The 14618-nt window shown below is 41.7% G+C and carries 8 protein-coding genes and 1 tRNA gene; 7 read left to right on the plus strand and 2 right to left on the minus strand.

The genetic code is table 11. From position 1 onward, the window contains the following. Positions 1-64 precede the first annotated feature (64 nt). Positions 65-991, plus strand: a complete 927-nt coding sequence (locus tag WBM49_RS12055; RefSeq protein ID WP_424372302.1) for a PfkB family carbohydrate kinase — start codon at positions 65-67, stop codon at positions 989-991. A 38-nt stretch (positions 992-1029) separates the two neighbouring features. Beyond that, positions 1030-2928, plus strand: coding sequence for an amidophosphoribosyltransferase (locus WBM49_RS12060; RefSeq protein ID WP_424372303.1), 1899 nt, complete (start codon positions 1030-1032; stop codon positions 2926-2928). Positions 2929-3616: 688 nt separating this feature from the next. Here WBM49_RS12060 and WBM49_RS12065 read toward each other — a convergent pair. Beyond that, positions 3617-4225, minus strand: coding sequence for a superoxide dismutase (locus WBM49_RS12065; protein ID WP_424372304.1), 609 nt, complete (start codon positions 4223-4225; stop codon positions 3617-3619). Between the two features lie 103 nt (positions 4226-4328). Between WBM49_RS12065 and WBM49_RS12070 the strand changes: the two genes are divergently transcribed. The 4 genes from WBM49_RS12070 to WBM49_RS12085 all read left to right on the plus strand — a co-directional run bounded on the left by WBM49_RS12070 (position 4329) and on the right by WBM49_RS12085 (position 12936). Beyond that, a complete protein-coding gene (locus WBM49_RS12070; protein ID WP_424372305.1) occupies positions 4329-7457 on the plus strand; it encodes a UvrD-helicase domain-containing protein in 3129 nt (1042 codons plus the stop codon). A 2-nt stretch (positions 7458-7459) separates the two neighbouring features. Then, on the plus strand, positions 7460-8653 hold the full coding sequence (kbl, locus tag WBM49_RS12075) for a glycine C-acetyltransferase (protein WP_424372306.1): 1194 nt from the start codon (positions 7460-7462) through the stop codon (positions 8651-8653). A 114-nt stretch (positions 8654-8767) separates the two neighbouring features. Next, positions 8768-10126: an OmpA family protein gene (locus WBM49_RS12080; protein WP_424372307.1), complete on the plus strand. Its 1359-nt coding sequence runs from the start codon at positions 8768-8770 to the stop codon at positions 10124-10126. 62 nt (positions 10127-10188) lie between these two features. Continuing rightward, complete coding sequence (locus WBM49_RS12085; protein WP_424372308.1) at positions 10189-12936, plus strand: PD-(D/E)XK nuclease family protein; 2748 nt, start codon at positions 10189-10191, stop codon at positions 12934-12936. Positions 12937-12938: 2 nt separating this feature from the next. On the opposite strand, the gene WBM49_RS12090 is transcribed toward WBM49_RS12085, so the two are convergent. Further along, positions 12939-13652 (minus strand): SDR family oxidoreductase, encoded by a 714-nt coding sequence (locus tag WBM49_RS12090; protein ID WP_424372309.1) that lies wholly within the window; start codon positions 13650-13652, stop codon positions 12939-12941. Between the two features lie 130 nt (positions 13653-13782). On the opposite strand from WBM49_RS12090, the gene WBM49_RS12095 reads away from it, so the two are divergent. Continuing rightward, positions 13783-13856: transfer RNA gene (locus WBM49_RS12095), tRNA-Ala, on the plus strand. Positions 13857-14618: the final 762 nt, after the last annotated feature.

Raw genomic sequence — 14618 nt, forward strand, 5'->3', positions numbered from 1 at the left:
CATATAACGGGCGTAATTGGGGAATTACAAAAGCGTATATTTGCATCGAATTTGAAGATCGTTTATGGGTAAACTTTTAATTGTGGGTACGGTAGCTTTTGATGCCATTGAAACTCCATTCGGAAAAACGGATAAGATTCTTGGAGGGGCCGCAACTTTTATTGGTCTGGCAGCAGCCCAGTTTACCCTGGAGTCTGCTATAGTTTCTATAGTGGGGGGCGACTTTCCGCAGGCGTATCTGGATCTTTTGAAGAATAAAGGCATCGATATTTCCGGGATCGAGATCGTGAAGAATGGAAAGACATTTTTTTGGAAAGGAAAATACCACAACGACCTGAATAGCAGAGACACACTGATAACCGATCTGAATGTCCTGGCTAATTTCAATCCAAAAGTTCCTTCCAATTTTAAGAACGCCGATGTGCTGATGTTGGGGAATCTACATCCCAAGGTACAACTTAGTGTTATTGAACAAATGGAAGTAAGACCAAAGCTCATAGTGCTAGACACTATGAACTTCTGGATGGATAATACCCTTCCCGAATTAAAAGAGGTTATCCGTCTAACCGACGTGATGACCATTAATGACGAAGAAGCCAGACAGCTTACCAAGGAATATTCCTTAGTCAAAGCAGCCCAAAAGATACATACCATGGGGCCCAAATATGTGGTAATAAAAAAGGGAGAACACGGAGCACTTTTATTTCATAAGGATGAGGTTTTCTTTGCCCCTGCCTTACCCCTGGAAGAGGTTTTTGACCCCACCGGAGCTGGAGATACTTTTGCCGGCGGTTTTGTTGGATATCTTGCCGAAACAGAAAATATATCTTTCAATAATTTAAGAAATGCTGTTATACATGGGTCTAACCTGGCATCCTTCTGTGTAGAAAAGTTTGGTACAGAACGTATGAAGGAACTATCCAAAGCAGAAGTTGAAAACAGGCTCGATCAGTTTAAACAACTAACACAATTTGATATTGAACTACAATAACGCCCTGTACTTACGGGGCTTTTTTTATCATATGAATTATGAGTGATGCTATAAAGCACGAATGCGGGATCTCCCTGATACGTTTGTTAAAACCGCTGGACTTCTATAAAAAGAAATATGGTTCTGCCTTTTATGGGGTAAACAAAATGTACCTCATGATGGAAAAACAGCACAACCGCGGACAAGATGGTGCCGGTTTTGCAAGTATAAAATTAGACGTAGCGCCTGGTCAGCGTTATATGAGCAGGGTCCGCTCTGTAGCCTCCCAGCCCATACAGGATATCTTTGCCCAGATCAATGAACGGATCAATACCGCCTTTAAGGAACATCCCGAATATATTGAGGATGCTGAAGCGCAGAAAAAATATATCCCCTACATAGGCGAAGTATTGCTAGGGCATGTTCGTTATGGCACGTTTGGCAAGAATAGCATTGAAAATGTTCATCCTTTCCTGAGACAGAATAACTGGATGCACCGGAATCTGATCGTAGCCGGGAATTTCAATATGACCAACGTAACTGAATTGTTCGATAACCTGGTTCAATTAGGACAACATCCAAAGGAATTGGCAGATACAGTCACCGTCATGGAAAAGATTGGTCATTTCCTGGATGATGCCGTAGCCAAGCTTTACAAGGAAATAAAAAAAGAGGGGTATAATAAAATGCAGGCTTCTCCTTTGATAGCAGAACGACTTAAAGTAGCTAAAATACTGAAAAAAGCTGCAAAGAATTGGGACGGAGGCTATGCTATGGCTGGTTTACTTGGGCATGGAGATGCGTTTGTACTAAGAGACCCTTCGGGCATCAGACCAGCGTATTGGTATCAGGATGATGAAGTTGTAGTGGTTGCCTCAGAGAGGGCAGCCATTCAAACAGTTTTCAATGTGAAATACGAAGAGGTCAAAGAAGTAGACCCTGCACATGCTCTTATCATAAAAAAGAACGGGACGGTTACCCTGGAAAAGATCATGGAGCCTTTGGAACGAAAAGCCTGTTCTTTTGAGCGTATCTATTTCTCAAGAGGCAGTGACCAAGAGATCTATTTGGAGAGAAAACAATTGGGAAAACTTATTTTTCCCAAGATCCTGACGGCCATAGACCACGATATAAAGAATACTGTGTTCTCTTATATTCCCAATACAGCCGAAACTTCCTTTCTGGGAATGGTAAAAGAGGCACAGAACTACCTCAACAAAAAAAAGGAAGATCAGATTCTCGCCAAAGGTTCCGGGATTACAAGTACAGAACTTCACGAGATCCTGGAAATACGGCCGCGCATAGAAAAGGTTGCCATTAAAGATGCAAAATTAAGAACCTTTATCACCCAGGACAGCAGCCGGGATGATCTGGTGGCCCACGTATATGATATCTCATATGGTTCAGTAAATGAAAATGACAATCTGGTGATCATTGATGATAGTATCGTTAGAGGCACCACCTTAAAGAATAGTATTTTAGGGATCCTGGATAGGCTGGCCCCAAAAAAGATCATTGTGGTCTCCTCTGCTCCCCAGATACGCTATCCGGATTGCTATGGCATTGACATGGCTAAATTGGAAGACTTTATCGCCTTTAAAGCTGCGCTTGAGTTGCACAAGGAACACAATAGCCTAGGTCTCGTTGAAGAGATCTATAAGAAGTGTAAGGATCAATTTCACAAAAAGGACCTGGAGATCATAAATTACGTAAAGGAATTTTACGCTCCCTTCACCGCAGATCAGATCTCCCAAAAAATTGGCGAATTGTTAAGTCCGGCTGATATCAAAGCAGAAGTGACCATCATCTATCAATCCATTGAAAACCTACACCATGCCTGTCCTAAGAATTTGGGCGACTGGTATTTCACCGGGAACTACCCTACTCCAGGAGGAAATAAAGTAGTGAATAAGGCATTTATCAACTTTTATGAAGGAAAGAATGAACGCGCCTATTAGCCGAGAATTAAATGAAATTCATATAATTGTGCATTTCATCGATAATATGTGCATTTAATCGTCTTTCTCGTCTTTCCGGACCTAAGGAAGTTACATTAGTCATGCCATAGCATAAGTAGGTTAAGTTCATGGTAAGATTTGGGGCAAAAAAGGTGGAGACTTCTCCACCTTTTTTATTTTCGGGTGTTTGACAACCATTCCTTAGCTCCAATTGTAGTCCGTTTCCTCCATGAATTTGAATAGAACCTTCTCAAATGGTATTTCAACCAATTAAAGGGGCGTTTGTCCAAAACCTTTTTTCTCAGCAAGCTCATAGTTTACTTTTGGAGGACCATAGCATAAGTAGGTTAAGTTCATGGTAAGATTTGGGGAAAAAAGGCAGGATAATTCCTGCCTTTTTTATTTCTGATTATCAAAGTATTAGCCATAAACCCGCTTCAATTCTTAAAACATACAGAGCCCGTTTCTTAAATCTTTGTCCAAAATTTCTTAAATTTTCTTTGTTATTTCTCACAATACCAGTAATTTAGTTGTGCCATAGCATAAGTAGGTTAAGTTTATGGTAAGATTTGGGACGAAAAGGGTGGGGACTTCTCCACCCTTTTCTATGATACCAATCTCCACTTTATTCCAATTAAAAAGCCGCAACCCAGAAAGGTTGCGGCTTTTTAATATTTCGTTGCTTTATCTATTTGTGCTTGTTGTAATTCTCTGCAACTTTAGCCCAATTAACCACATTGAAAAAGGCCGTAATGTAGTCTGGTCTTCGGTTTTGATAATTCAAATAATAGGCGTGTTCCCACACGTCCAGACCCATGATAGGGGCGCCTCCGCATCCTATGCCCGGCATTAGGGAATTATCCTGGTTGTGTGTAGCACAGATCTCCAACTTACCCCCTTTATGGACGCATAACCAGGCCCAGCCAGAACCAAATAATGTTCCCGCAGCGTTGCTGAATTTCTCTTTAAAACCATCAAAAGAACCAAATGCAGTGTTTATTGCTGCAGCAAGATCTCCACTAGGTGAACCTCCTGCTTTTGGCCCCATGATCTCCCAAAAGAGAGAATGATTAAAGTAACCTCCTCCATTGTTGCGTACCGCATTATTGTTCATGTCCAAGCCTTTTAGGATCTCAACAATACCTTTTGAGGCAAGGGGAGTTCCTTCAATGGCAGCATTTAATTTGGTAGTATATCCGTTGTGATGTTTTGTGTGATGTATTTCCATGGTCCTTGCATCGATATAAGGTTCTAAAGCATCGTATGCATAGGGTAATTTTGGTAGTTCAAAAGCCATATTAAAAAGTGTTTTTGTTAATATTTAGTGTTCACCAAAAGTACGGATTTTAACAATTATATTCCCATAATAATATGTTAAGAACTCTGCTAGTTTCCTTAATTTGCAGGTAAATTCAAATCCTCTGGACTCATACGTAATTTACGATGCCTCGGCCGGTTCCGGCAAGACCTTTACTTTAGTGAAGGAATATCTGAAATTACTTCTGGCTGTTGAAGGCGGCCAGAATTTCCGAAAAATCCTGGCCATCACCTTTACAAACAAGGCGGTCAATGAAATGAAGCATCGCATTTTGGAATGTCTGCATTCCTTTTCAGTCCCTTCGGAGGCTACAAGAAAAAATGAACTCTTTCTTCAATTGGTCCAAGAGTTGAAACTATCGCCTGAGGTTTTGCATCAGCGATCGAAAAGGACCTTGAGGGAGATCCTGCACAATTACGCATTTTTTGATATTTCTACCATAGATAAGTTTAATCATCGACTTATAAAGACCTTTGCTAAAGACCTTAAGATCCCTCAAAACTTTGAAGTGATCCTGGACACTGAGCTTCTTTTGTCCGAAGGGGTAGATCGTCTGATAGGCAATGCCAAGGCAGGGGAGCAAATCACGGATATCCTGATTGCCTTCGCACTTGAAAAAATAGACGACAGTAAAAGCTGGAATATAGGGTACGACCTGAACAAGGTTGGCAGCATGCTATTTAATGAAAATCACGCTCCTTTTCTTGAAGAACTTACGCGCAAAGACCTGAGTTCCTTTATGCGAATACAATCCCTGCTCATTAAAAACATTTCCTCAGGAACGGAAGATCTGAAAACAGCCTCACAAAACGTACTCCAACTCATCTCAAACTCAAATTTGGATCAATCCGATTTTAGATCGGGATATTTCCCCAAGTTTATGCAAAAAATAAGTGAGGATCCTTCTTCACTAGATTTTTCCGCAAAATGGAAAGAACAATTTGGCAATGACTTACTCTATATAAAATCTGCCCCTGAGGAAAAGAAAGCCAGTATAGATGCCCTGATGCCTCAGTTCATCGCTGCTTTTGACAGAATTAAGAAGCTATATGGCCGACTCTCATTTTGCAAAAATATCTATCAAAACTTAGTACCCCTAACCATACTGAATGCTTTACAGAAAGAGATCAATGCGCTGCTGGAAGAAAGGGATCAGCTACCCATTTCAGCATTTAATACACTAATTTCCAAACATATAAAGGATCAGCCGGCTCCTTTTATATATGAGCGTTTAGGCGAAAAATACCGACATTATTTTATTGACGAGTTTCAGGATACCTCCCTGATGCAATGGTCTAATTTGGTGCCGCTGATCTCACATGCCATAAGTAGTGAAGATCTGCAGGGAAACAGAGGAAGTCTTTTTTTGGTTGGTGACGCAAAGCAAGCTATCTACAGATGGCGGGGCGGGCGGTCCGAACAGTTCTTAAACCTTATACGCGATGATGAAAATCTTTTCGGCATACCTCCGGTAACCGCCACACTAGGCACTAATTACAGAAGTTTTGAAGAAATAGTTACGTTCAACAATGCCTTTTTCACCTCTGCTGTACCTCACCTAAACAGTGAAATTTACCAGGATCTGTTTATCAAAGGCAATCAGCAGATGCACACCAAAAGAAAAGGCGGACTGGTAAGTATCCGATTTCTTAAGGATACTGAAGGCCCCACAGAGCTCGGGTACTGTGAAGAGGTGCTTACCATTATTAATGAACTGCTTAATGCGCAGGTGCCTTTACGGGATATTTGCGTACTGTTCCGCACCAAACAACAAGGCATTAAAATTGCAGAACATTTGTTAGGTCATGGTATCCCGGTTATCTCTTCAGACTCTTTGTTGCTGCGGAATAATTCCTCGGTTATTTTCCTGATCAACCTTCTTATGCTCTCAAACTTTCCTGAGGACAAGAACATTCAGTACACCATACTATCATTTTTATCTCCGGCCGAAGATAAGCACCCTTTTATTGTCCAAAACCTGGGAGACCTGGCACCCCTTTTCAGCGCTGCTTACAAGTTTGACCTGGCTGTTTTTAACAAGCTGTCTGTATATGACGGCCTGGAGTACGCTATTCAGCGTTTTGGGCTCGCCAAGGACTCAAATGCCTACTTAAGCTGTTTCCTGGACGCCGTGCTAGAGATAGAACAAACTTTGGACACAGGCATTACAACTTTTCTGAGACAATGGGAGAAGAAAAAAGACTCCCTTAGTATCCCGGCACCTGAAAACATAAATGCCGTGCAGCTTATGACCATTCACAAGGCCAAGGGACTAGAATTCCCCATGGTTATATTTCCCTTTGCCAATACCTATATATACCAGGATAGAGATCCAAAAATTTGGATCCCCCTGGAAGAGCTTTCCATTGAAGGATTTGAGAACATTCTGATAAGTAAGAAAAAGGAAATGACCCTCTATCACGAACAGGCCAGCCTTTTGTACGAAGAGGAACAACAAAAAATGGAATTAGATGCCTTTAATCTCCTGTATGTGGCGCTGACCAGAAGTATTCAAGGACTTTTTATTGTTTCTGAGATGGATCTCACCTCTAATGGGGAGCATAAGCCCACTTATTTCTCGGGTCTTTTTATTCATTTCTTAAAAGAACAGCAACGATGGGACCCGGGTACTTACCGGTATGACTTTGGGAAACTTACGTATGAAGCTAAGAACAAAACTCTTGCCATTTCTCACAGGAACATACCTTATATATACACCAATAAATTTGAAAGCTCCCTTACCATCAGTACTCGAGCCGGAGAACTATGGGGTTCCTCAAGAGAAATAGCCATTTCTCAGGGAACTTTAATACACTTTGGCATGAGTTTGATCTTAAGTGGGGACGATATAGCGCCAACTGTATCCCTCCTGATAGATACAGGAGCAATCTCCGCTGATGAGCGAAGCGGTTACACCATACTTTTTACCAACATTGTTGCACATAATGCTTTAGCCCCCTATTTCCGCGACGGACTCACAATTAAAAATGAACAACGTATAATTACGGAAAATGGGGTAATTTTGCGACCAGACAGAATGGTGTTTGAGGAGACGGGGGTAACAATTATAGATTACAAGACCGGTAAGGAATCCTCCTCGCACATAGAACAAATAGACACCTATGGCCAGACCTTAAAAACTATGGGGTATGAGGTGAAGAATAAAGTGCTGGTCTATATTGATAATGAAATTAAACCCGTATTTATATAATTATGTACAGTAGTATACAAAAATACCTGGAAGATGAGCTTATAGCAATTGAAGAAGCCGGACTTTACAAAAAAGAACGGATCATTACCTCTTCACAAGATGCTGTGATCAAAATTTCAACAGGACAGGAAGTAATTAATTTTTGTTCCAACAACTATTTGGGCTTGTCTTCACATCCTGAAGTTATCAAAGCTGCGAAAGATGCGCTAGATTCTCATGGTTTTGGAATGTCATCCGTGCGTTTTATTTGTGGTACCCAGGACATTCACAAAGAACTGGAAGAGAAGATAGCCTCTTTCTATGGAACAGAGGATACCATCTTATATGCAGCAGCATTTGATGCTAACGCGGGTGTTTTTGAACCACTATTATCTGCAGAAGATGCTATTATTTCAGATTCATTGAATCATGCTTCTATTATAGATGGCGTGCGCTTGTGCAAGGCAAAGAGATACCGATATGCTAACAGTGATATGGAAGATCTGGAAACCCAGTTAAAACAAGCCGTAGCAGATAAGGCGCGTTTTAAGATCATAGTAACGGACGGCGTCTTCTCCATGGACGGGCTGCTAGCGCCCCTGGATAAGATATGCGACCTTGCGGATGCCTACGATGCCATGGTAATGATAGATGAATGCCATGCTGCAGGGTTTATTGGGGCAACCGGAAGAGGAACCCTGGAAGAAAAAGGGGTGATGAACAGAGTAGACATTATAACAGGTACACTGGGCAAAGCCCTAGGAGGTGCCATGGGAGGATATACCACAGGTAAAAAAGAGATCATCGCCATGTTAAGGCAGCGCTCAAGACCCTATTTGTTCTCTAATTCTTTAGCACCTGCGATTGTAGGGGCCTCTATAAAAGTATTTGAGATGTTGGCAGGGAGTACAGAACTTCGAGATCAACTGGAGCGTAACACAAAATACTTCAAAAAAGGTTTGAAAGATGCCGGTTTCGACATAATTGATGGTGAATCTGCTATTGTTCCCGTTATGCTCTACGATGCAAAATTATCGCAAAAAATGGCTGATATGCTATTAAAACAGGGAATTTACGTCATTGGCTTCTTTTATCCGGTTGTGCCTAAAGGAAAGGCCAGAATCCGTGTACAATTGTCCGCAGCGCATAAAAAAGAACACCTGGATAAGGCCATCGCAGCCTTTATAGAAGTTGGCAAGGAGTTAAAAATTGTCTAATTCCGCAGAACCTATATATTTCAATAGGTTAAAAAAAAAAGAAATTGATTTTGTTAATAATTCTTAACAACTTACATTTGCAGCTAATAAACACTTAAACTTAAAATTTTGAACATGAAACAGCTTAGCAGATTATTGGTTGTTGGCCTACTTCTTATAGGGTTTAACAACATTCAAGCGCAGGATGAAAATAATCCCTGGCAAGTTAGCTTTGGTGTAAACGCAATAGATGTTTATCCTACTAATGACCAAGATGCCGCTTACCAAACAGGTACTTTATTCAGTGAGTACTTTAATGTAAATGATCACTGGAATATTTTGCCTTCCATTTCTTACGTATCTGTATCCAAGTATGTTGGTGACGGTTTCTCTGTAGGAGCCAGAGGTAGTTTAAACCGAATCTCTAAACTAGGAGATGTTTCGGTAGACGATTTATCTCATTACGCTGTGGATGGTACTATTAAATACAATATCCTTAAAGACAAAAAAATAATTCCATTCGTAGAGATTGGTGGAGGTTATACTTGGGTCGATGAAATTGGATTTGGAACTGCTAACGCCGGTATCGGTGCCAGCTTTTGGTTCAATGACAACATTGGCTTCAGTGTTCAAACTCAATACAAGCATGCTTTCGAAGACTACGGTGTAAAACACTTCCAGCACTTAGCAGGTATTTCTATCAAATTTGGTGGAACTGATACTGATGGTGACGGAATCTATGACAAAGACGATGCATGTCCGGAAGTTGCTGGTTTAGCTGCTTTCAACGGATGTCCTGATTCTGACGGAGATGGTATCGAAGATGGAAAAGACAGCTGTCCTAACGAAGCTGGTTCTAAAGAATTAAACGGATGTCCTGATGCTGACGGAGATGGTATCGCTGATAAAGATGATGCTTGTCCTAATGAAGCTGGTTTAGCTGCTTTAGCTGGTTGTCCTGATGCTGATGGTGATGGCGTTGCTGATAAAGACGATGCTTGTCCTAGCGAAGCTGGACCTGCTGAGAACAAAGGATGCCCATGGCCTGATACAGATGGTGATGGTGTCTTAGATAAAGATGATCAGTGTCCAGACGTTGCCGGAACAGTGGCCAACAAAGGTTGTCCTGAAGTAACTGAAGAAGTTCAAAAACAATTGAACGACTATGCAAGAACAATCTTGTTCGACACAGGTAAAGCATCTCTTAAAACTGAATCAGTTTCTGTATTCGTAGACATCATTAAGATCCTAAACGAATATCCTAACGCTAACTTTACAGTTGAAGGTCATACAGATAGCCAAGGTGGTGAGAAAACTAACCAGGCGTTATCTGAAAAGAGAGCAAATTCTGTAAGAGACTTCTTGATTGCAGAAGGAATTGGAGCAGCCAGATTATCCGCCATCGGTTACGGCGAAGCTAAACCAATCGCTCCTAATAACACAAGAGCTGGTAGAGCACAGAACAGACGTGTTGAGATCAACCTAGTTAAGTAAATAATAAACGTTTATAACGTGTAAAAAGCTCCGCAAATGCGGAGCTTTTTTTATTTTTATCCATGCAAAGTTTTCTTGAAGAAGTTGTTGCCGATATTATCCATACTGCACAAATCAGTGATGATCTGGTTCTGGTGGTGCCCAGTAAGCGCGCCGGTGTATTTCTGTTGCAGCAATTCTCAAAAGTAACCAAGACTGCCTCCTTTGCTCCTACCATAGTAACTATTGAGGAATTTGTAAAACAACTTTCCGGACTTCGATATGCCTCCGGTACTCAATTGATCTTTGAACTGTACCATGTATATCAAGAACTTCACAAAGAAGAAGCAGAGAGTTTCTATAGTTTTTCCAAATGGGGAAACACCTTATTGCAGGATTTTAATGAAATAGACCGTTATTTAATTCCTCCTCAAGAGATATTCTCCTATCTGAGTGCCATTCAGGAAACCAATCACTGGTATGTACAGCCAAATAAGACACCGATGATTGAATCTTATATCCGTTTTTGGAAGTCCCTGAAACCACTATACGATGCTTTTAAAGATCATTTAACGCAGCTGGGTGTTGGCTATCAGGGAATGATATACAGAAAAGCAGAAGAAAATATTGGTGAATTTGCCACAAGCATCCAGCCGCATTCGCATTTTTTTATTGGTTTTAACGCCCTAAATGCTGCCGAATCTTCCATTATTCAAACCCTTCTATCTAAAGAAAAAGCAACGGTGTATTGGGATATAGATCCGTGTTTTCTAAAGGATCACCTGCATGATGCCGGTCTATTCATTCGATCTTATCTTAAACAATGGCCTTACTACAGCGCTAATGCCCCAAAAGGTCCTGCCCCTACTTATCACAGTCAAAAGAACATAAGAATCGTAGGAGTGCCTAAGAATGTATCACAGGCCAAGTACGTAGGTGCTTTATTGGAGGAGCTTCAGGATAGTGACAGGCATGCCTTGAAAAATACGGCCGTTGTACTTGGTAATGAACATCTTCTGAACCCAGTGCTCAATTCAATGCCGGCAAGTATTTCAAATATCAACGTAACCATGGGATATCCGGTGGCCAATACTCCGGCTGCAAGCCTGTTCAACGAATTTATTGCGCTCTATGTTACTCCACAATATAAAGGTTGGTACTACAATGATCTCCTGTCTTTCATTGCCCACCCCTACATACAATCCCTGTTCAAAACACCGCAAAAAACAACATCCGAATTGGCTGGGAGCATCAAGGAGAAAAACTGGGTCTATATTACTCCTCAACATATACAACAACTATCTTCGGAAGATATGGAGGTTCTTTCCCTCCTCTTCTCAAAAGACTATACCTCGCCCACAGCGCTGCTCAACGCCTGCGATACATTACTTCTACTGCTAAAAGACCTCTTTACGTCTGAAACCGATCCTATTTCCCTCCAATATCTCGTTCAATTTCATGTGGTGTTCAATGAATTGAAAGAATACATGGCTACATACGATTTTATAAAAGATCTAAAATCTTTTCAAAGCCTCTATAAAGAATTACTGGCCATAGAAACAATCGACTTTTACGGCGAACCCCTGGAAGGAGTACAGCTAATGGGAATGTTAGAAAGCAGAAATCTCGACTTTGAAACAGTGATCATCACCTCGGTGAATGAAGGTGTCCTTCCTTCGGGCAAAACCAATTCGTCCTTTATCCCTTTCGACCTTAAAAAAGAATTTAAACTTCCCACCTATAAAGAAAAGGATGCCGTGTACACCTATCATTTTTACAGGCTGCTACAACGGGCCAGGAACGTCTATTTACTTTATAATACGGAAGCAGATGTTCTGGAGGGGGGAGAAAAAAGCCGGTTTATTACCCAATTGTTGACCGATGACAGCGGGGAAAAAAATATTAGTCATGTAGTTGCTTTGCCCGCCATGGAATTACCAGTGCAGGAAAATGAGATCATAGCGAAAGACCTCTCTGTGCTTACCGTCTTGCAAGAGAGGGCTCAAAAGGGATTTTCTCCCACTTTTCTATCCCAGTATATTCGAAATCCAATCGATTTTTATAAGAAATATGTGCTGGGCATACAAGAAGCCGTCAATGTAGAGGAAGTGATCGCGGCCAACACCTTTGGGACGGTCATACACAGCTGTATGGAAGCGCTGTACACCCCTTTTATTGGAAGCCAGCTTTCCCCGGATAAACTAAAAAAATTATTCCCGGATATTCCTAGGGTAGTTAAAGAACATTATAAAGAACACTATCCCAATGTTTCTTTGGAAAGTGGCCAAAATTTAATTGCATACCATGTTATTCAGCGCTATATAGAAAAATTTATCACCTCTGAAATCAAAGAAAGCTCCAAACATACTATTGAGCTCCTGGCCCTGGAAGAACCTTTTAAAACATCACTTGCGATTCCAACCGTAGACTTTCCGGTGTTTCTCAGGGGAACCCTCGATAGAGTAGACAAAAAGGATGGAGTGCTCCGTATTTTAGATTATAAGACCGGGAATGCAAAAAACTCCGAGGTAGAAATTACAGACTGGGAGAGCCTTATCAGTGATCCGGACAAAGGAAAGGCCTTTCAACTTTTGTGTTATGCCCTAATGTATAGCCAAAAACACCAACCGGAGGCTTTTGAAGCCGCCATTATTCCTTTCAGGAACCAGGAGGCGGGGCTTCTCACCTTTGCCTTCAAAGAGTCGGTTGGAAAGTCCCCAAAGAATACCTCCATTACGGCGAACACCATGGACTTGTTCCGGGAACAGCTTGTGCAATTAATTGAAACCATTTGCAATCAGCAAGAAGCCTTTGTTGCAAAGCAGCTCTAGACTTATTTCTTATCGGGCCTGCTGGGCCTAACTTCTATCTTACTGGGCAATGTCCTGGGATTCATCTTTAGCAGATCCTCTACCAATTTCCCGATGTCTTCCGGCTGAATTTTCCAGGCATCACTCTCAGAGGGCTCATTCCCGTTAAAATGGCTGGCCACGGATCCCGGCATAATGGTAGTTACTTTTATGTCGTGCCCCCTAAGATCTAACATGGCGGCCTGGGTAAAGCCAACTACCCCAAATTTAGAGGCATTGTAACCTGTGCCCGATGCAAAAAAGTTGGTCCCTGCCAGACTGGCAATAGTGATATAATAGCCGTGGGAACTTTTTAGGGGGTCCAATGCTGCCTTTAAGGTATAAAAAGCCCCGCTTAGATTGGTGTCTATCATCTTTCGCCAGTCTTCCACGCTCAGTGTGTCTACCGGGTTAAAAATCCCCACCCCTGCATTGGCAATGACCACATCTAACTGTCCCCATTTTTTGAGAATGCCAGCTACTGCAGCGGCTTCATCTTCGGGTTTAGTAACATCAGAGGCCAGCCCCATTACCTGTGACTCAGATCCAAGTTCCCGGGCCACCTTTTCAGCGTCTTTTATACTTCTGCCGCTGATAGCGACCTTCATGCCCGCATTGAGTAGAGTTTTGGCAATGCCGTGTCCAATTCCTTTGGTGCCGCCCGTTATATAAGCTACTTTTCCGTCTATGTTGTTCATTATTTCTTTTTTTCTAAAGTAAGGATCTGTACAACGGTCCTAAAACTTATGGCGTTATTCTTTTCTTAAAATAAAAGAAGTTTGGATTTTGAAACGTTGCTAAAAAGTAGTTCCTTTGGACTTCCAAAAAGGGGGATTAGCTCAGCTGGCTAGAGCGCTTGCCTGGCAGGCAAGAGGTCACCGGTTCGACTCCGGTATTCTCCACTAGATCAAGCACTAAAATTTGTGCGATTCAGCATCATAAAAAACCGTCGAGCTTGCTTGTACGGTTTTTTTTATGCTGAAGCGTTAGGTCTGAAAGACCACAAAATCAAATTTTAGTATTTGCAGTACTTGGTTTATCGGAGCAACGAAGTTACTCCGGTATTCTCCACGAACAAGCGCAATCGGGAAAGCGTTTAAAACAAAAGAAAGCCGCCAAGTTTACTTGAGTGGCTTTTGTGTTTTTAATGCCCGGGGCCGCAAGGACACGGCCGATTGCATTTGCAAAACGGGATATCTCAGGAGCAACGTAGTTACTCCGGTAGTCTCCCCCAAAACATACAGACCTTCAAAGATGTAAGGGCTTCTTTAGTTTTTGTCAACGCAAGGTTTATACTCATTTTTTGATTCATGGTGCATTGAAAAGTAACTCCCATCTTTCAAATAGCCTCAGATTTCCTACATTTATATAAATGATATATAGTGCATAATGCACTATATTCAATTGTTGGGGTGCAATTATACGGTGCATTGGGTTCCTTTTTTGCGGAGCAGGGCGGATAAAGAATAAGGAATGGTTTATCTATGTGAAATTTGGTGCTGGGATCGTACTAAATCGACTTGTCAAGCATTCTTCGCTGACGGCGTGGAGCGTTCCACGTTCCGGACGTCGGCACGTCCTAAAAATGCTTGAGGGAAAGGTAGCTGTTTTCAGTGCACTACCCTTGCAGTTTACAGAGTAACATAGTAAACCGACCTTTTCTC

Origin of the sequence: Muriicola sp., from assembly GCF_049669965.1 — a bacterium.
GTDB lineage: Bacteria > Bacteroidota > Bacteroidia > Flavobacteriales > Flavobacteriaceae > Muriicola.

Excerpts from the sequence above, each read along its gene's own strand:
- kbl (WP_424372306.1), top strand. The coding sequence starts at position 7,460 with ATGTACAGTAGTATACAAAAATACCTGGAAGATGAGCTTATAGCAATT.
- WBM49_RS12085 (WP_424372308.1), top strand. The coding sequence starts at position 10,189 with ATGCAAAGTTTTCTTGAAGAAGTTGTTGCCGATATTATCCATACTGCA.
- WBM49_RS12080 (WP_424372307.1), top strand. The coding sequence starts at position 8,768 with ATGAAACAGCTTAGCAGATTATTGGTTGTTGGCCTACTTCTTATAGGG.
- WBM49_RS12055 (WP_424372302.1), top strand. The coding sequence starts at position 65 with ATGGGTAAACTTTTAATTGTGGGTACGGTAGCTTTTGATGCCATTGAA.
- WBM49_RS12090 (WP_424372309.1), bottom strand. The coding sequence starts at position 13,652 with ATGAACAACATAGACGGAAAAGTAGCTTATATAACGGGCGGCACCAAA.
- WBM49_RS12060 (WP_424372303.1), top strand. The coding sequence starts at position 1,030 with ATGAGTGATGCTATAAAGCACGAATGCGGGATCTCCCTGATACGTTTG.
- WBM49_RS12065 (WP_424372304.1), bottom strand. The coding sequence starts at position 4,225 with ATGGCTTTTGAACTACCAAAATTACCCTATGCATACGATGCTTTAGAA.